The sequence below is a fragment of the Mesorhizobium sp. BR1-1-16 genome, assembly GCF_020165495.1.
Lineage (GTDB): Bacteria > Pseudomonadota > Alphaproteobacteria > Rhizobiales > Kaistiaceae > Kaistia.
In genome coordinates, this window is the sequence record NZ_JAIUIE010000001.1 from 611,898 (window position 1) to 628,460 (window position 16,563).

Genomic DNA, 16,563 nt, shown 5'->3' on the forward strand with positions numbered 1-16,563 from the left:
CATGACGAGGATCCGGATTGCCCATCTCGCCGGCCCCACGGCGACGATCCAGAATACGCCTCCGCTGGTCACTTCGAACAAGGCCCGGCTTGCGAAGGGGCTGACGCCTTTGCCGGCGGGTGAGGGCGGAGCGCCGGCCTTCGATGCACTGCGGGCCCAGCGGCTCGCGGCCCCGGTCAAGGTCTATGTCGAACAGTTCTCAGCCCATCCGCTCGAGGCCGACAGCGCCGAACTCTATGCCCCGCCCGACGGCTATGTCGGCGCCGACGGCGTGTTCAGCAAGGAGCGCCGCGCGGAGGAGGACAAGCCGGTCTACGAGATCGAGCTTGCCCCGGAAGACGGTCTTTATCCGCTCCCCTATATGGCCTTGCAGCTGGATGGCTCGCCCTGGGAGGAGGAGGCGGTCGTCCCCGGCGGGCCGGTTTCGCGGCAGGGGTTCTTCCCGGATGGCTCGCGCAGCTTCGAGGAAATTGATCGCCTCTCGATCGGGGCGGATGGTCAGGGCAACCTGATCGGCGGCCGTGCCGAGGTCGATTTCTACCGCGTCTGCCCACCGGGCGGATTCACCAAAGGCCTGGCGGAAGATCGCCGCGCCGATACCGGCGCAGGCGATATCGCGCCGGAGAGCCTCGGCCGTGACTTCTTCGCCTACAAACCCTTCCAACTCGCCAAATCGCCGCCGCGGCCCGTTCTCGCCAAGATCACCAATGACGTCCAGGCGATCATGGCCTCGGGGAAATATGACGGCGCGATCTGGACGCAGGGCAGCCCGCAGGTCGAGGAGATCGCCTATTGGTTCAATCTCCTCATCGATACCAACCTGCCGATCGCCTGCAACGCGGCGCAGCGGCCGCAGGGCCAGATCAGCAATGACGGTCCGGCCAACATCGTCGATTCCGTCACCTATCTCCAGTCGCGCATCTGGGACGACGGCAAGGGTGGCAACCGCTGCGGAACGGTCGTCATCCAGGAGCAGCAGTTCTTCGCCGCTCGCGAGGTTGCCAAGGTCGATGCACGGCCCGGCGGCTATGTCGCAACCGGCGGACATGGCGGCATCCTCGGCCAGGTCACCCATACCGGCAAACCCTATCTCATGTATCTGCCGGCCTACCGCCATACGGCCTCGTCGGCGGTCAAGCTCACCAGCCTGCCGACGCATGTGACAGCGACGCGGCTGACGCCCGGCGGCATCTACAGGGTTGAGGTGCGGGTGAAGGACGACGACGGGGCGCTGCGCGGCGACGCCATTCCGCTCGTCTCCATCGTCAAGGACGGCGGCTTCGCCGCCGATGCGTTCGGCGATGATCCCGAGGCCGAGGCCGATCTCGGCTTCCTGATCCGCCATCGCCTCGAAAGCGGCCGGCTGGTCGGCTTCGTCGTTGAGGGCCTCGTCCCCTATGGCATGGCGACATCAGAACTGCGCACCGCCATGCTGCGCCGGGCGAGCTTTAGCGGTGCGCCGGTCGTGCGTGTCGGCCGCGGCTATCCTGAGGGCTTCGCCGATCCTGATCCGCTGTCGATCGCCGGGATGAACCTCACCGCCACCAAGGCGCGCCTGCTGCTGATGGCGGCGCTGATGAAGTTCGGCAGCCTGCCGGCGGCCGCCGATCCGGCGCATCCGACGGCGGCGGAGGTCGAGGCCCTGAAGGCGGCGGTGGCGGCCTATCAGCACGTCTTCGACACACATTGAGGGGCGCGCGAGGATGACGGCGATGCTGCGAATTCACGGGATCATCGGCCAGGAAACGGACCCGGCCTATCGCGGGCGGCTGCATTCGCTCGAGCACCATGACGGCATCGAGCTGCTGTTCGTTCCGCCGGAGGACGCCGGGCGCAAGCGCTTCCGCCTCGCGACCGATCGCGGCACAGACTGCGCCGTCAGTCTCGATCGCGACGAGGAACTCGTCGACGGAGCGCTGCTGTATCTTGGGCCGGACCGCGCCATTATTGCGCGTTTCGGGGCCCAGGCGATCTGGCGCCTGCGTCCCGCGACAGCGGCTGCAGCGCTGAAGCTTGGCTGGAATGCCGGCAATCTGCATTGGCGTGTGCGCTTCGAAGACGATTGCCTTCTCGTGCTGCTCGATGGGCCGCTCGCCGATTATCGCGCCCGCATCCAGCCGCTGATGGCCGAGGGCGAGGTCGCGGAACTTGCCGATGTTTGACGCTCTCACCGCGCTGGCGCTCTGCCAATATGGCGACAGTGCCTATCCCGCAGGGGGCTTCGCCTTTTCGTGGGGCGTCGAGGGGCTTGCCGCCGACGGCTTGCTGGAAGGGTCCGCGGATCTCGACGAACTGATCGGCGAGCATCTCGAAGCGCGCTGGAACACGATGGACCGTCCCCTGCTGCGCCGCGCTTTTCGCGCCGACGACCTCGAGGCGGTCGCCGCGATCGACCGTCTCGCCGATGTCTCAACCCCTTCCGCGCCGATGCGTGAGGGCTCGCGCCGGGCTGGGCGGGCGCTGCTGGGCGTTTCGGCACGGCTTGGTCATTCCCGCTCGCGCGCCTATCGCGCGATGCTGGAGGGCAATGAGCGGCTCGGCCATCTGCCGGTCGTGCAGGCGGTCGTCTATCGCGACGGCGGGCTCGCGCTGGAAGCGGCGGAGCTCGTCTCCGGCTGGACGCTGGTGAATGGTCTCGCCAGCGCTGCCGTGAGGCTCGGCGTCATCGGCCATGTCGAGGCGCAAAGCAGCCTCACCGCGGCGCGCGGGCATCTGGCGCGGCTTGTGGCCGAGCCCTGTCCCGACGAGCAGCGCCCGTCGAGCTTCACGCCGCTGATCGATATCGCGATCTCGCGCAATCCCTCGCGGCATGTCCGCATGTTCACGACCTGAAACGGGGCACAGCCATGATGAACCTGACGCCGACCGAAATGGACCGCCTCGTCATCTTCACGGCGGCGGAAATGGCGCGTCGCAACCGCGCGCTCGGCATCCGCCTCAGCCATCCGGAGGCCGTGGCGCTCTTGACCGACGAGGTCATGCTCGCCGCGCGGCGCGACATGCCCTATGCCGAAATCCGTGACATGGCGAGCCAGCTGCTGACGACCGACGACGTCGAGCCGGGCGTCGCCGAGATGGTGGCGATGATCTACATCGAATGCCATTTCGCCGAGGGCACGAAGGTGATGGCGCTGTTCGAGCCGATCTCGCGCGGGCCGGCGCCTTTGCTCGATGACGTCGTGCCGGGCGAGATCATCGGCGGCGAAGGCGACATCGCCATGTTCGCCGATCAGCCGGTCGTGGTGGTCGACGTCGTCAATACGGGCGACCGCGACGTCCAGGTCCGCAGCCATTCGCATTTCTTCGAGGTCAACCGCGCGCTGCAGTTCGATCGTGGCGTGACCTTCGGCATGAAGATCGATCGTCCCGCCGGAACGGGCATTCGCTTCGAGCCGGGCGTCGTCAAGGCGGTGCGGCTGGTCCCGATCGACGGCGCCCGCATCGTTATGGGCCAGGCCGGTCTCGTGAACGGGCCGCTCGATGCGCCCGGTGCGCGGGAGCGATCGCTCGAGCTCGCCCGCGCCCGCGGCTATCGAGGCGCGTGAGGAGCATCATGACAACGATGAACCGCAAGGCCTATGCCGATCTCTATGGGCCGACCAAAGGTGATCTGGTCCGCCTCGGCGATACCTGGCTCTTCGTGGAGATCGAGGAGGACTACACCGTCTATGGCCACGAACTCCTGATCGGAGCGGGCAAGAACCTGCGCGACGGCGAAGGCATCAATCCCTATCGCACCTCGTCCGACAAGATCCTCGATATCGTCATCAAGAATGCGACGATCATCGATGCGGTGGCCGGCATCGTGAAGGCCGATATCGGCATCCGCGACGGGCGGATCGTCGGCATCGGCAAGGCCGGTAATCCCGATGTCATGCCGGGCGTCCATCCGGATCTGATCGTCGGCCACACGACGTCGCCAGTCTCCGGCGAAGGGTTCATCGTCACGGCGGGCGCCGTCGAGAGCCACGCTCATATCCAGTCGCCCGAACAATCGGAACATGCGCTTGCCGGGGGAACCACGACCCTGGTCGGCGGTGGTCCGGGGCCCGTGTTCGAAGTCGGCAGCGGCAGCACGGCGACCTTCGGGCGCTTCCTGCAGGCGACCGAGCATTCGCCGCTCAATTTCGCGCTGTTCGGGCGCGGCGGCTCCGATCCGCGTGCGGTCGAGGAATCGGTCGCCGCAGGCGGTATGTCAGTGAAAATCCACGAGGATTTCGGCGCTTCCCCCGCTGTGATCGACCAGACCCTCATCGCGGCGGACCGCAATGATTTCGCGGTTCACCTGCATACGGATTCGATCAACGAGTTCGGCTTCTGCGAGGACACGATGGCGGCCGTCGATGGCCGCACCATCCATATGTATCACGTGGAAGGCGCCGGCGGCGGCCACGCGCCGGACCTTCTCAAGGTTGTTTCCTACGAAAACGTCATTCCATCCTCGACCAACCCCACCAACCCCTACACCAGCTATGGGATGGAAGAGGGCGTGCCGATGACGATGATCGCGCACCAGCTCAACTACAACACGCCCGAGGACGTCATATTCGGCGAGGCGCGGGTCCGCGCGCAGTCTATGGCCGCCGAGGACTTCCTGCATGACATGGGCGCCATCTCGATCTTCGGCACCGATACGCAGGGCATGGGCCGGCTGGCGGAGAATGTCGCCAATTGCTGGCAGCTCGCCAGCGTCATGAAGGAGCGGGTCGGCCGGCTGGCCGAAGAGACGACGGCTCGGGCCGATAACGAGCGCGTCAAGCGCTACATCGCCAAGCTCACCATCAATCCGGCGATCGCGGTCGGCATCGCCGATCATGTCGGCTCGATCGAGCCCGGCAAGATGGCAGATCTGGTGATCTGGCCGCGTGCCTCGTTCGGCATCAAGCCGTTCATGGTCATCAAGGGCGGCTTCGTCGCCTGGGCCGCTATGGGCGACGGCAATGGCAGCCTCAGCCTCTCCGAGCCGATGATCCAGCGGCCGATGTGGGGTTCGCTCGGCGCAGCGCCGCGACATCTCGGCGTCAACTTCATGTCGAGCCTCGCCATCGAGGCCGACGTTCGCGGGCGGCTTGGCCTTGGCAAGCAAAGCGTCCCGATCAGGAATGTCCGTAAGCTCGGCAAGTCGGACATGCTGAGAAACAGCGCCAAACCGTTTGTGGAGGTCGATCCGCAGACCTTCGAAGTGCGAGCCGATGGCAAGCTGCTGATGTGCCCGCCCGCTGTGAAGGTGCCGCTCGCTCGGAGATATATGCTGCGATGAATATGATGACATCTACGGCGCCCCAGCGCGTCGCCGCGGCGCGGGTCGGCATCGGCGGGCCGGTCGGCTCGGGCAAGACCGCGCTGGTCGAACGCCTCATTCCGGCATTGCAGGCGCGGGGCATCGATCTCGCCGTCATCACCAATGATCTGGTGACGGCAGAGGACGCCGAGCGCATCCGCCGCTCGGGTCTGATCGATCCGGCGCGCGTTTCGGCCGTGGAGGCCGGTGCCTGCCCGCATACCGTGATCCGCGAGGATCCGACGTTGAACATCGAAGCTGCCGACGCGCTGGAGCGGCAGTTTCCCGGCGTCGAACTGATCCTGATCGAAAGCGGCGGCGACAATCTCGCCTCGACCTTCTCGCGCGATCTCACCGACTTCTGGCTGTTCGTCATCGATGTGGCTGGCGGCGACGATATTCCGCGCAAGCGCGGACCGGGTCCGATCCGCTGCGATGTCCTCATCATCAACAAGACCGACCTTGCGCCTCATGTCGGCGTCGATCTTGCCCGCATGCATGCCGAAGCGCTGACCGTGCGCGGCAATCGGCCGGTGCTGCTGACCAATTGCAGGGGCGGAGAGGGGATCGAGGCCGTGATCGCGATGATTGAAAAAGACGTGCTGTTTCGGGCGTGACCATCGCCTCACCGGCCAACCACGCGCAGCTTGATCTCGGCTTTGCCCGGCGCGGCGAGCGGACCGTGATGGCTCGTCGGCTGTTTGCCTGGCCCTTCGTGCTGACGCGGTCCTTCGCTCTCGATACTGTTCCGGCGCACATGCTCACGGTGATCGTGCAGACGAGCAGTGGTGCCGTGCATGGCGAGGATCGTCTGATCCAGCGCATCCGTGTCGCGACGGGTGCGGCGGCACATGTAACCACCCAGGGCGCGACAGCGGTGCACCGCGCTCATCCGGGCTTCACCAGCCGTGAGGCGATCAAGCTCGACGTCGCGCCCGGCGGAGAACTCGAATTCCTGCAGGAACCACGGATTCTGTTTCCGGAGGCCGCGCTGGACCAGACGGTGGAAATCGAGGTCGCGCCCTCAGGTGCGGCCATCATTGCCGATGCGTTCACGGTCCACGATCCCGCAGGTGAGCATCGCCCCTTTCGCCGGCTGACCTCGTCCACGGTGCTGACGCGAGCCGGCGATCCGGCCGTGATCGACCGGCTCGATATCGCGGCACTGCCACGCCGGCGCGCCGTCCGATTTGAAGCGTTCGGAACCGTGCTGCTGGCGCTGCCGGACAGCTTCGCGATGTGTGATGAACTCGCTCGGACGCTGACGGAGCGCCTCGGCTCGCTGGGCGATCTCTATGGCGCCGCCAGTCCGTTGCCGATGCGCGCAGGCGTCGGCATACGCCTTGCTGCGCCCGACCTCCGCAGCGTCAGAGCCGGTATCAAGGCGACGTGGACCGCTTATCGGCTGGCACTGCATGGCGTCGCGCCGGCCGATCGGCGGTCTTCAGCTACATGAGGCCTGCCTGGCGCAAGGCGTCTTCGATTACCTTGCGAATGCCGCCGACATCTTCGCGAGCGGACCGGTTTGGAGCCGTCGTTCCGTTTCGCTGACGGTCGTCGGCTTGTGGCTGCACCGGCATCTCTGTCGTCACAAGCAACTCGTCCGGGTCCAGAGCGTGGGGCGTGGTCGCAGTGCTCGAGGCCGCGTGCTCGGCCGTGAGCCCCCAACGCGCGGCGATAAGGCGGGTCGACGAGAGGCCGACATCGAGGATGAACGGGCCGGCGGCGCCGAGCGCATCGGGTCCCTTGTCGTCGATGGGGGTGCCATGGCCCATGCCGGCGATCAGTACCTGTTCGAGGCGGATGTCGCCGCGGGCATCGTGCCAGACACGGCGCGTGACACGTCCGTCCTTGCTGACGTCGTCCGGCTTGGCCGCGACCTGATGCACACCGCGCCATTGCTCGATGATCGCGTCGGCATTGGCCGCGCTGACGGTCTGGTCGCCGGTCCCCTGCCAGACGGAGACGGTCGGCCAGCCGGTTGATGGCGTGGCGTCCGGCAGCAGCTTGCGCAAAGCTGGACCGTCTGGAAGCCCGTGTGCCCGCATGACATCGAAGGCACCGGGGATCGTCGTGGCGACGCCATAGGGCAGGCCGGCGATGATCGCGCCGCCGGCAAAAAGCTCTGGATAGTCGGCGAGCATCACGAGCGCCATGGCGCCGCCGGCCGAGAGCCCGGTGACGTAGACCCTGCTTCGGTCGATCGAATGGGTCGCAACCATATGGTCGATCATCTGCCGGATCGATAGCGCCTCGCCCTGGTCGCGCTGGAAATCCGACGGCTGGAACCAGTTGAAACAGCGATTGAGGTTGTTGGCCTGCCCCTGCTCGGGAAACAGCAGCGCGAAGCCCGCCTCTTCGGCAAGCATCGACCAGCCGGTCCCCGCGTCATATTGCGCGGCAGACTGCGTGCAGCCATGCAGGACCACCACGAGCGGCATCGCGGCGGCTGGGCGCTTCGGAATGTAGATCCGCCCCTTGAGCGCCCCCGGATTGGACCCGAACGGGCCGAGATACGCAAGGCGGTCGACGGATGGTGATGGCTGGGCTGGCTGCTTCATGTGCTTGAAGGCAGCCAGGCGAGCGATCGTATCGGACAGGTTGCGCATTGTGGCTCCTCGGCAGCGATCCGCGGGAGACGGACGCCCGTTTCGGGAGGCAACATGAACGGTTCATGCTGCACTGCACAATGATATAGGAGGGATTCGGCTGGTCACCAGCGCGCGGCGTGCCGAATTCTTGAAATCGATGAGAGTCGGCAGCGCAAACTGCTGGCCCGCCGCCAAAAAGCGGCCGGATGCGTCGCCTTTCGCTTACGTCGGCGAGCGAGCCCGCCCGATTATTTCGCCGCGAAAACCTTGGAAATCACTGCCTGGGCGTCCGTCTGCACCTCCTTCAGATGCTCCGCGCTCAGGAAGCTCTCGGCATAGATCTTGTAGACCTCTTCCGTTCCCGAGGGGCGCGCGGCGAACCAGCCGTTGCGGGTGACCACCTTTACGCCGCCGATCGGTTCGTCATTGCCGGGCGCGCGCGTCAGCCTTGCCTCGATGGGCTCGCCGGCAAGTTCGGTCGCCTCGATCCTGACGGGATCGAGCTTCGAAAGCAGGGCCTTCTGCTCGCCGGTCGCCGGCGCATCGATGCGCGCATAGAAGGACTGGCCGAGATCAGCGGTTTCCGAGGCATAAAGCTGGCTCGGGTCCATGCCGGTGCGCGCGGTGATCTCCGCGGCGAGCAAGCCCATGATGATGCCGTCCTTGTCGGTGGTCCACACGGAGCCGTCGCGGCGCAGGAACGAAGCTCCCGCGCTCTCCTCGCCGCCGAAGGCGAGCGTGCCCTCGATCAGCCCCTTGCTGAACCACTTGAAGCCGACCGGCACCTCGACCAGCCGCCGGCCCAGCTTGGCGACGACGCGATCGATCATGCCGCTGGAGACCGCGGTCTTGCCGATGCCGCTGGCGCTGTCCCATTCCGGCCGGTTGGCGCAGAGATAAGCGACCGACGCCGCCAGGAAGGCGTTCGGGTTCATCAGCCCGCCTGATGGCGTGACGATCCCGTGCCGGTCGGCATCGGTGTCATTGGCGAAGGCCACGTCGAACCGGTCGCGAAGGGCGATCAGCGGCGCCATCGCATAGGGCGACGAGCAGTCCATCCGGATCTTGCCGTCCCAGTCGGCCGTCATGAAGGCAAAGGTCTGGTCGACGACGTCGTTGACCACGGTTGCGTCGATGCCATAGCGCTCGATGACGGGCTGCCAGTAATGGACCGCCGCGCCGCCGAGGGGATCGATGCCGATCCTGACGCCTGCACTGCGGATCGCCTCCATGTCGACGACATTGACGAGGTCCGCGACATAGGGCGTCACGAAGTCATAAGGATGGATGCATGCCGCCTTGCGAGCGCGCTCATAGGGCATGCGGAGGACGCCTTCGAGCTTGGCGAGCAGCAAGGCGTTGGCCTGCTTGCCGATCCAGCCGGTGACGTCGACATCCGCCGGCCCGCCATTGGTCGGGTTGTATTTGAAGCCGCCTTCATCGGGCGGATTGTGGGACGGGCTGATGACGATCCCATCGGCCAGGCCCTCGGTGCGGCCGCGGTTATAGGTCAGGATCGCATGCGAGATGACGGGTGTCGGCGTATAGCCGCCCGCGGCGTCGATCATCGTCTCGACGCCGTTCGCGGCGAGCACCTCGATGGCGCTTGTCTGGGCCGCTTCCGAAAGCGCGTGACTGTCCATGCCAAGAAACAGCGGGCCGGTGATCCCGGCCTGGCGGCGATAAAGGCAGACCGCCTGCGTGATCGCCAGGATGTGCCATTCGTTGAAAGCGGCGGCAAATGCTGAGCCGCGGTGGCCAGACGTGCCGAACGAGACCTTCTGCGTCGCAATCTCGGCGTCGGGAGTCAGGGCGAAATAGGCCGTCATCAGGCGGGGAATGTTAGCCAGCATGGCGCGAGGGACGGGCTTTCCGGCGAGTGGGCTCAATCTCGTGTCCGACATTTCGTTGTCCCTGCGATCGCGTCCTGGAGCAAATAGATCGGCATCCTAGCCGCTCAAGATGAAGGCCGCATCTCATTTGCCATGAGCGCTCACGCAATGGCATGAGGCGTATCGGAGGTTGCGCGACCCGCCGGTCTCCCAGTCCGCCTAGATGTTGGAAAGCTCGACCCGGGCCCGCCCGGCCGATTTGGCGCGGAAGAGGGCAAGGTCCGCAGCATTGATGACGCTCTCGGGCGTAAGCCCCTCATGGGGTGTCACCGTGGCGACGCCGGCGCTGATCGTCAGGTAGCTGTCCCCATGGGCAATGGCGAGATCGCGCACCCTTTGAACGAGACGTTCGGCCGCCATTCCGGCCGCTTCGAGCGGCGTATCGAGCAGAACGATGATGAACTCCTCGCCGCCGAACCGCGCCGCGAGGTCTGCGGGACGGCTGGCGCCGCTCTGGATGACGCCGGCAACCTTCTTCAGGACTTCATCGCCCGCGAGGTGTCCATAGGTATCGTTGTAGCGCTTGAAATAGTCGACATCGATCATGATGAGCGACATCTGCGTACCGGTGCGCGCCGCGCGCCGCCATTCCGCCTGGATATACTCATCGAAGTAGCGCCGGTTGCCGAGACCGGTCAGCCCGTCGATCCGCGTCAGCCGCTCGAGTTCCAGATTGGCGATCATCAGCTGGCGCTGGCTTTCCCGGAGAGCGGCATAGGCAGCATCGCGCTGGACGTGGTCGAGATAGGCGCGCGTGTGATAGCGGATGCGCGCGATGAGTTCGACCCGGTCGGGGAGCTTGACCAGATAGTCGTTGGCGCCGGCCTGAAACGCTTCGCTCTTGGTGGTCGGGTCCTCCTTCGTGGAGAGCACGATGACCGGAACGGCGTGCGTCGTCGCCCTGCCGCGATATTGCCGTACGAGATCCAGCCCGTCGATGCCGGGCATCACGAGGTCCTGAAGGATGACCGTCGGCTTGACTTCGTCCGCGACGCGCAGGGCATCGAGCGGATTAGTGCAGTAGTGGAAGTCGAGATCCGCTTCTCCCGCGAGGGCGCGCCGCACCGCCTCGCAGACCAGCACCTGATCGTCGACCAGCAGGACCATGGAATTGTAGCTCTCAGCCGGCGCAAGCGATGGTGCCGCGGCCGCCTCTGATTGGCCAGTCATGCTGCCTCTCTTCAGAAGGATCGCATGCTGGCTTCGACGAGCCGGCCGGCGATCGCATGGAGTGGGAGAATTTCGGCCGCCGCAGCGAGCGCGGCAGCCGCTTTCGGCATCCCGTAGACGGCGCTGGTCGCCTTGTCCTGTGCAATCGTCAAATGATGACGATCTCGAAGCATTTTCAGGCCCTTGGCTCCATCCCTGCCCATTCCGGTCAACAATACGCCACACAATTCGCCGCGCCACCGTCGTGCCGCGCTCTCGAAGAAGACATCGACGGATGGGCGATAGGGATAGTCGCGTGGCTCGGACGTATAGCCGAGTTCGCCGGTCGATTTGAAGATGAGATGATCGCTCGTCGCCGCGACCAATACGACGCCCGTCTCCGGCCGGTCCCCTTCCTCGGCGGTTCTGACACCAAGCGCTGTCTGTTGCCCGAGCCATGACGCGAGGCCGGGCGCGAATTTCGCGTCGACATGCTGGACCAGCACGAGCGCCGCTCCGAAATTGCCCGGCAGCCCGCCAAGAACCGCGGCGACGGCGGCGGGGCCGCCGGCCGAGGCGCCGATCGCAACGAGCTTCCGCGCGGTGCCGGTCTCCCGGCGGAGCGGATCATGTGTCGCCCGCGATGGCCGGCCGTCGCCAGTCAGCTTCCGGATCGTGGTGATCTTCGAGAGCAGCAGCGCCGCCTGTTCGGCGAGATCGCCATTCGGGCGGACAGCTGGAATGTCCACCACATCGAGCGCTCCGTAGCCCATGGCGTCGTAGACGCCGGCGACATTCGCATCGATGCTTGCCGTGACCAGGAGGATCGGGCAGGGCGTTTCGGTCATGATCCGCCGCGTTGCCTCGACGCCATCCATCTCGGGCATCGTGAGGTCCATCAACACGAGATCCGGCAGGTCGCGCCGGCAGGCCTCGACCGCCTCGCGTCCATTGGCGGCCGTCCAGGCCAGCTGATGTTCCGGCGTTGTCGCAATCAGCCGTCGCAGCAATTCGACAGCCATCGGAAGGTCATTGACGATCGCGATTCTCATGGGCTCGCTCCTTGCCAGGCCACGCTTCGCATCATTCCGATGCCTCTCCGATCAGATCCGCGACGGCATGAACCAATGTCTCGTCGTGAAAGCTCCCCTTGGTGAGGTAGTAGTCCGCTCCGGCGTCGAGGCCGCGCCGGCGGTCTTCCTCGCGGTCCTTGTAGGAAACGATCATCACCGGAAGGGCGCCGAGGCGGCCGTCCTGCTTGATCAGTGTTACCAGTTCGATCCCGTCCATGCGCGGCATGTCGACATCGGTGACCACCAGGTCGAAACTGCCGGCGCGAACGGCGTTCCAGCCGTCCATCCCGTCGACCGCAACCTCGACCTCATAGCCGTGATGGTCCAGCAGCTTGCGCTCGAGTTCGCGGACCGTGAGCGAATCGTCGACAACGAGAACGCGCTTGCGCCGCCGCTCGCCGCTCATTGCAGCGCTGCGCTGCAACGTGCGCAGCCGTCCCGAGCCCGAGAGCTTCTCCGCCGAGCGGACCAGATCGTCGATATCGATGATCAGGACCGGCGAGCCATCCTCCATGAGGGCGGCGGCGCTGACATCCTTGACCTTGGAGAGGCGCGGATCGAGCGGACGCACGACGAGCTCCCGTTCGCCGAGAAAGCGATCGACGATCAGACCATACGAGTCCTCGCCTTCGCCGACTACGACGACCGCGAGATCGCCATCGCCCGCCTGCGCTTCTCCGCGCTCAAGAAGTTCATGCGCCGTGATGAGCCCGATCTGGCGCGTACCGAAGCGGAAATGCGGCCGTCCGACCAGGAGTTCGATCGCGTCGCGCGGCAGGCGCAAGGTGCGCGTGATGCCGGCGAGCGGAAATGCGTAGGGCTCATCGGCAATCTCGACGAGCAGGGTCCGCACCACCGAGAGGGTGAGGGGAAGTTGCAGCTGAAACTGCGTGCCCGCGCCCGGCTGCGTCGTGACGCTGGCGACGCCGCGCACCTGCTTGGCCATGCTCTGGACCGCATCGAGCCCGACGCCCCGGCCGGAAATGTCGCTGACGGTCGGCTTCATCGAGAAGCCGGGCAGGAACAGGAATTCGAGCAGTTCCGCCTCGCTGAGGCGTTCGGCGGTCTCTTCGCTCGTCAGTGCCCGCGCGACGACGGCGCGGCGGAGCCGGTCGAGATCGACGCCGCGCCCATCATCGGCGACGATAATCTGCAACAGGCCGGCATTGTGGCGGGCTTCGAGGCGGATCACGCCTTCCGGGGGCTTGCCGGCAGCTACTCGTTCCTCGGGCATTTCGAGGCCGTGGTCGACGGCGTTGCGCAGCAGATGGCCGAGCGGCGCATCGAGCTGGTCGAGAATGTCGCGGTCGATACTGTTGGAGCCGCCGACGATCTCAAGACTGACGTCCTTGCCCAGTGCGCGGCCGAGATCGCGCACCATGCGCGAATAATGGCGCACGCCATCCTCGAAGGGGCGCATCCGGCTTTGGAGGGTCTCGGCATAGAGCCGATTGGCAAGGTCCGTCCCGCGGCGGTCGATGGTGTCGAGTTCGGCGAGGCGCTCGGCAAGAAAATCGCGGCTGTCGGCCAGCCGGTCCAGCACCTCGGCGAATGCCTGGCCAACCCGAGGGTCGCTGCCCTGCGGCGGCAGCGTCGCGCGGAGATCGTCGACGGCTTTGGCCAGGGCCAAATGGTGACGCTTCAGGCGGAGCAGGGCATCGGCGAAAGGCCGGAGGCGGCGCGCCTCCATCAGCGATTCCCCTGCCAGCCCCAGCAGGCGGGTCATGCCTTCGGCCGTGATCCGGACGATCCGGTCCGAACTGACGGCGGTCGGCGAAGCCTCGCTGAACGCAGCCTCCGATGCGGCGTTTCGCTCGGCGGCCGGCATCGGCGCCAAAGCTCCTGGGTGTTGGTCTAGGTCGGGGGCATCGGAGCTCGACGCCAGTTCAAGCTGACGCTCGAAATCGACGACGGCTGGGAGGGCCGCATCGCCGCCTTCCGGCGCTCCGGATGCGACCAAACCCAGCAGATCGACGCCTTTCAGCAGGATGTCGATGTGATCGCGGCGAAGGCGAAGCTGGCCGTGCTGCGCGGCGACGAGACACTCCTCCATGGCATGCGCAACGCGGACGGCGGGGGCCAGATCGATGATCCGAGCGGCGCCCTTCAGCGAATGGGCCGCGCGCATGCAGGCCTCGAGCTGAGGGGCGGCAACGGGATCCCGCTCAAGCGCGAGAAGCCCGTCCGTCAGGGCCTGCGATTGCGATTGCAGCTCGGCGCGGAACAGATCAAGCAGCGAGAACTGGCTGAGATCTTCGCTCACGCGATGCTCCGATCGAGCGTATCGAGAACGAGTTGATCATCGAGCCGGCCGACGCTGCGTCCCTGCCAACTGATCATGGCCGTCGCGAAGCGCGCGGCTGCCTTGCCGATGGTGGCCGGCGTCGCCGTGAGGTCGGCCTCCGCATAGCGGTGAATGCCGTGCACTTCGTCGACCGGGAAGGCCAGACGGCGTCCCTCGCGGCCGATGACGACGATGCGCGCGAAGGTCTTGATGCGGTCACTGCGCTGGCTAGATGGGCCATCGCCGATGCCCAGCAGCGCCGCCAGTGACACGCAGACCAGCAGCTCGCCGCGCACATTGACGATGCCAAGCAGCATGTCGTCGCGCCGATGCGGCAGCGAGTGGATGCGTCTCGGTTCGGCGATCTCATGGAAGAGGGCGGTCGACAACGCCAGCCACTCCGCGCCGATGCGGAAGATCACGACGGTCTGATCAGCTGAGGCGGAATCGGCAACCCTATTGGAGACGGCAGCGGTGTCAGCAAAATGGCGCGCCCAGTCCTCGCGATAGCCAGGCGGCAAGGGGCGGTCGAGCAGGCTGCTCGCGCTGGCGCCAGCCTTTCTCTCTGCCGGTTCGGAATCGCCGCTCATGGCGCACGGCTCCTCTTCTCGATCCGCGCCAGCCGGTTGTTCATCATCTTGGCGCTGGTAACGTCACCCTGACGTTGCAGCAGCAGCGCCAGATGCGCCAGCGTTTCGCGATGATCAGGCGCCAGGTAGAGCGTCTTGCGATAGTTCTCGATGGCGAGGGCAGGCTCTCCAGCTGCGTCATGCGCGAGGCCCAGCAGGTAATAGACATCCGCAGTGGGCCCGAAACGATCGATATGCTGGCCAGCCGCTGCCTTTGCTTCGTTCAGCTGTCCGGCATTGGCTGCGCGCTCGATCGCTGCCAGGCTGGTTTTGGCAGGATCCGTCGCGGCGTCCAGATGAGGGGCGATGTCTCGGCGCCGCTGGATCGGCCGGGTAACGGCCGGTGCGGACCGCCGCGGCGGAAGCTTCGCCCTCGGCGGCGGCACTGCTTCTGGCCGCAAAACCGTCTCGGCGCTCTGCTTCAGGAAGGCGAACGCCATCGGCATGCGTGCCGAAACAAAGCCGCACAGCGTCGGAAGGCTCGACTCCGCCGGACCGACCAGCAGCATGCCGCCCGGCGCGAGAAGCTGGCGGAGGCGCCCCAGAGCTCGTTCCTGGCGCGTGCGGTCGAAATAGATCAGGAGGTTTCGGCAGAACACGATGTCATAGGATTCCGGTGCGACAGGCACGGCAACGTCGAAAAGGTTGGCCGCGCGGAACGTGACCTGTTCCCGCACCGCTGCAATGGGACGATAGCCACCTGGCACGGCCTCGCAGAAGCGTCCGCGAAAGGCCAGATCCTCGCCGCGAAACGAATTGCGGCCGAAGACGGCACGCTCCGCTTCGGCGATGTTGCGCGTCGAGACGTCGATGCCCTCGACGCGAAAGTCCAAACGCGAGAAGCCGGCATCAAACATCGCCATCGCCGCCGAATAGGGCTCCTCGCCGGTCGAGCAGGGCAGGCTGAGAATGCGGATCGGCTGACCCGGCCGACGGTTCGCCCGCACATGACGCACCATCGCGGCGAAGGCCTCGCGGTCGCGGAAGAACCAAGTCTCCGGGATGACGACGGCGTTGATCAACTCCTGCAATTCGTGGCGCGATTCCGTCACAAGGCGCCAGTAAGCCGCGGGTTCTGCAATCTGCGTCGCCGCCATGCGCTGTTTGAGGGCGAACTGGATGACGGAGCCGCTGACCGAGTCTGCATTCATCCCGATCGTGTCGCGGAGCAGCCTCTCGATGTCGGCCGTGATCATATCGCCGCCCCGCTGTCTTGAAACAGGATGGCGCGGATTTCAGCCGTCAACAGCGCTTCGGCGCGGATCCACTGGATGAGCCCTTCGGCATCGGCGGCGACTGGGCCGAGATAGGCGGGGGTGCCCGCCTCGACACCCGTCGGGACGAAATCTGACGCTGGCCGGGATACCGTCTCGACCACGTGTTCGGCGCAAAGGGCGAGGCGGCGATCCGTCCCTTCGGCAGATGGATATCGGATGAGGATGATCCGCGTGCTCATGACCGTGGCCGATGGTCGCCCGACGGCGAGGCTCGAAAGATCGATGAGCGGGACGGGCGCGCCATGATAGTTGATCACGCCGACGACGCCGTGCGGCGCGCCGGGCAGTGCCTTCGCTTCCATGAAGGGCAGAATCTGCTCGATCTGGTCGGCGTCGAGAACATAGCGGTCCTTGCCGACGCGGAACATCAGGAACAGCATGCGCGGA

Annotated in this window: 15 protein-coding genes; 7 read left to right on the top strand and 8 right to left on the bottom strand. The window is 65.9% G+C overall.

Translation table 11 applies throughout. The features are described 5' to 3' along the window. Position 1 precedes the first annotated feature (1 nt). The 7 genes from LB518_RS03010 to LB518_RS03040 are packed head-to-tail and all read left to right on the top strand — an operon-like array spanning position 2 to position 6,737. Positions 2-1,690 (top strand): asparaginase domain-containing protein, encoded by a 1,689-nt coding sequence (locus LB518_RS03010; RefSeq protein ID WP_224572846.1) that lies wholly within the window; start codon positions 2-4, stop codon positions 1,688-1,690. Positions 1,691-1,712: 22 nt separating this feature from the next. Continuing rightward, positions 1,713-2,162, top strand: coding sequence for an urease accessory protein UreE (gene ureE, locus LB518_RS03015; protein ID WP_224572848.1), 450 nt, complete (start codon positions 1,713-1,715; stop codon positions 2,160-2,162). Beyond that, a complete protein-coding gene (locus LB518_RS03020; protein ID WP_224572850.1) occupies positions 2,155-2,832 on the top strand; it encodes an urease accessory protein UreF in 678 nt (225 codons plus the stop codon). Before ureE ends, LB518_RS03020 begins: the two co-directional genes overlap by 8 nt. A gap of 14 nt (positions 2,833-2,846) precedes the next feature. Then, positions 2,847-3,545: an urease subunit beta gene (ureB, locus tag LB518_RS03025; protein WP_224572852.1), complete on the top strand. Its 699-nt coding sequence runs from the start codon at positions 2,847-2,849 to the stop codon at positions 3,543-3,545. An 8-nt stretch (positions 3,546-3,553) separates the two neighbouring features. Then, complete coding sequence (gene ureC, locus LB518_RS03030) at positions 3,554-5,260, top strand: urease subunit alpha (RefSeq protein WP_224572854.1); 1,707 nt, start codon at positions 3,554-3,556, stop codon at positions 5,258-5,260. Further along, positions 5,257-5,898, top strand: coding sequence for an urease accessory protein UreG (gene ureG, locus LB518_RS03035; protein ID WP_502845770.1), 642 nt, complete (start codon positions 5,257-5,259; stop codon positions 5,896-5,898). Before ureC ends, ureG begins: the two co-directional genes overlap by 4 nt. Then, entirely contained in the window at positions 5,895-6,737 is an 843-nt protein-coding gene (locus LB518_RS03040) for an urease accessory protein UreD (RefSeq protein ID WP_224572856.1), read from the top strand. Before ureG ends, LB518_RS03040 begins: the two co-directional genes overlap by 4 nt. Here the strand turns inward: LB518_RS03040 and LB518_RS03045 are convergent. The 8 genes from LB518_RS03045 to LB518_RS03080 form a co-directional block, all read right to left on the bottom strand. Continuing rightward, on the bottom strand, positions 6,730-7,890 hold the full coding sequence (locus LB518_RS03045) for an extracellular catalytic domain type 1 short-chain-length polyhydroxyalkanoate depolymerase (RefSeq protein ID WP_224572858.1): 1,161 nt from the start codon (positions 7,888-7,890) through the stop codon (positions 6,730-6,732). The genes LB518_RS03040 and LB518_RS03045 overlap by 8 nt on opposite strands. Before the next feature lie 230 nt (positions 7,891-8,120). After that, a complete protein-coding gene (gene pgm, locus LB518_RS03050; RefSeq protein WP_224572860.1) occupies positions 8,121-9,776 on the bottom strand; it encodes a phosphoglucomutase (alpha-D-glucose-1,6-bisphosphate-dependent) in 1,656 nt (551 codons plus the stop codon). A 147-nt stretch (positions 9,777-9,923) separates the two neighbouring features. Continuing rightward, positions 9,924-10,934 carry a diguanylate cyclase gene (locus LB518_RS03055; protein WP_286198538.1) on the bottom strand — a complete coding sequence of 337 codons (1,011 nt, stop codon included), beginning with the start codon at positions 10,932-10,934 and terminating at the stop codon, positions 9,924-9,926. Between the two features lie 11 nt (positions 10,935-10,945). After that, positions 10,946-11,965 carry a chemotaxis response regulator protein-glutamate methylesterase gene (locus LB518_RS03060; RefSeq protein ID WP_224572862.1) on the bottom strand — a complete coding sequence of 340 codons (1,020 nt, stop codon included), beginning with the start codon at positions 11,963-11,965 and terminating at the stop codon, positions 10,946-10,948. 31 nt (positions 11,966-11,996) lie between these two features. Continuing rightward, positions 11,997-14,249, bottom strand: coding sequence for a hybrid sensor histidine kinase/response regulator (locus LB518_RS03065; RefSeq protein ID WP_224572864.1), 2,253 nt, complete (start codon positions 14,247-14,249; stop codon positions 11,997-11,999). Further along, a complete protein-coding gene (locus tag LB518_RS03070; RefSeq protein ID WP_224572866.1) occupies positions 14,246-14,860 on the bottom strand; it encodes a chemotaxis protein CheW in 615 nt (204 codons plus the stop codon). The genes LB518_RS03065 and LB518_RS03070 overlap by 4 nt, the downstream gene beginning before the upstream one ends. Continuing rightward, entirely contained in the window at positions 14,857-16,095 is a 1,239-nt protein-coding gene (locus LB518_RS03075) for a CheR family methyltransferase (RefSeq protein WP_224572868.1), read from the bottom strand. The genes LB518_RS03070 and LB518_RS03075 overlap by 4 nt, the downstream gene beginning before the upstream one ends. Continuing rightward, positions 16,092-16,556, bottom strand: coding sequence for a chemotaxis protein CheW (locus tag LB518_RS03080; protein WP_224572870.1), 465 nt, complete (start codon positions 16,554-16,556; stop codon positions 16,092-16,094). Before LB518_RS03080 ends, LB518_RS03075 begins: the two co-directional genes overlap by 4 nt. Between the last annotated feature and the right edge of the window lie 7 nt (positions 16,557-16,563).

Coding starts and splice junctions, on each gene's coding strand:
- LB518_RS03010 (WP_224572846.1), top strand. CDS start 2: ATGACGAGGATCCGGATTGCCCATCTCGCCGGCCCCACGGCGACGATC.
- ureE (WP_224572848.1), top strand. CDS start 1,713: ATGCTGCGAATTCACGGGATCATCGGCCAGGAAACGGACCCGGCCTAT.
- LB518_RS03020 (WP_224572850.1), top strand. CDS start 2,155: ATGTTTGACGCTCTCACCGCGCTGGCGCTCTGCCAATATGGCGACAGT.
- ureB (WP_224572852.1), top strand. CDS start 2,847: ATGATGAACCTGACGCCGACCGAAATGGACCGCCTCGTCATCTTCACG.
- ureC (WP_224572854.1), top strand. CDS start 3,554: ATGACAACGATGAACCGCAAGGCCTATGCCGATCTCTATGGGCCGACC.
- ureG (WP_502845770.1), top strand. CDS start 5,257: ATGAATATGATGACATCTACGGCGCCCCAGCGCGTCGCCGCGGCGCGG.
- LB518_RS03045 (WP_224572858.1), bottom strand. CDS start 7,890: ATGCGCAACCTGTCCGATACGATCGCTCGCCTGGCTGCCTTCAAGCAC.
- pgm (WP_224572860.1), bottom strand. CDS start 9,776: ATGTCGGACACGAGATTGAGCCCACTCGCCGGAAAGCCCGTCCCTCGC.
- LB518_RS03055 (WP_286198538.1), bottom strand. CDS start 10,934: ATGACTGGCCAATCAGAGGCGGCCGCGGCACCATCGCTTGCGCCGGCT.
- LB518_RS03060 (WP_224572862.1), bottom strand. CDS start 11,965: ATGAGAATCGCGATCGTCAATGACCTTCCGATGGCTGTCGAATTGCTG.
- LB518_RS03070 (WP_224572866.1), bottom strand. CDS start 14,860: ATGAGCGGCGATTCCGAACCGGCAGAGAGAAAGGCTGGCGCCAGCGCG.
- LB518_RS03075 (WP_224572868.1), bottom strand. CDS start 16,095: ATGATCACGGCCGACATCGAGAGGCTGCTCCGCGACACGATCGGGATG.
- LB518_RS03080 (WP_224572870.1), bottom strand. CDS start 16,556: ATGCTGTTCCTGATGTTCCGCGTCGGCAAGGACCGCTATGTTCTCGAC.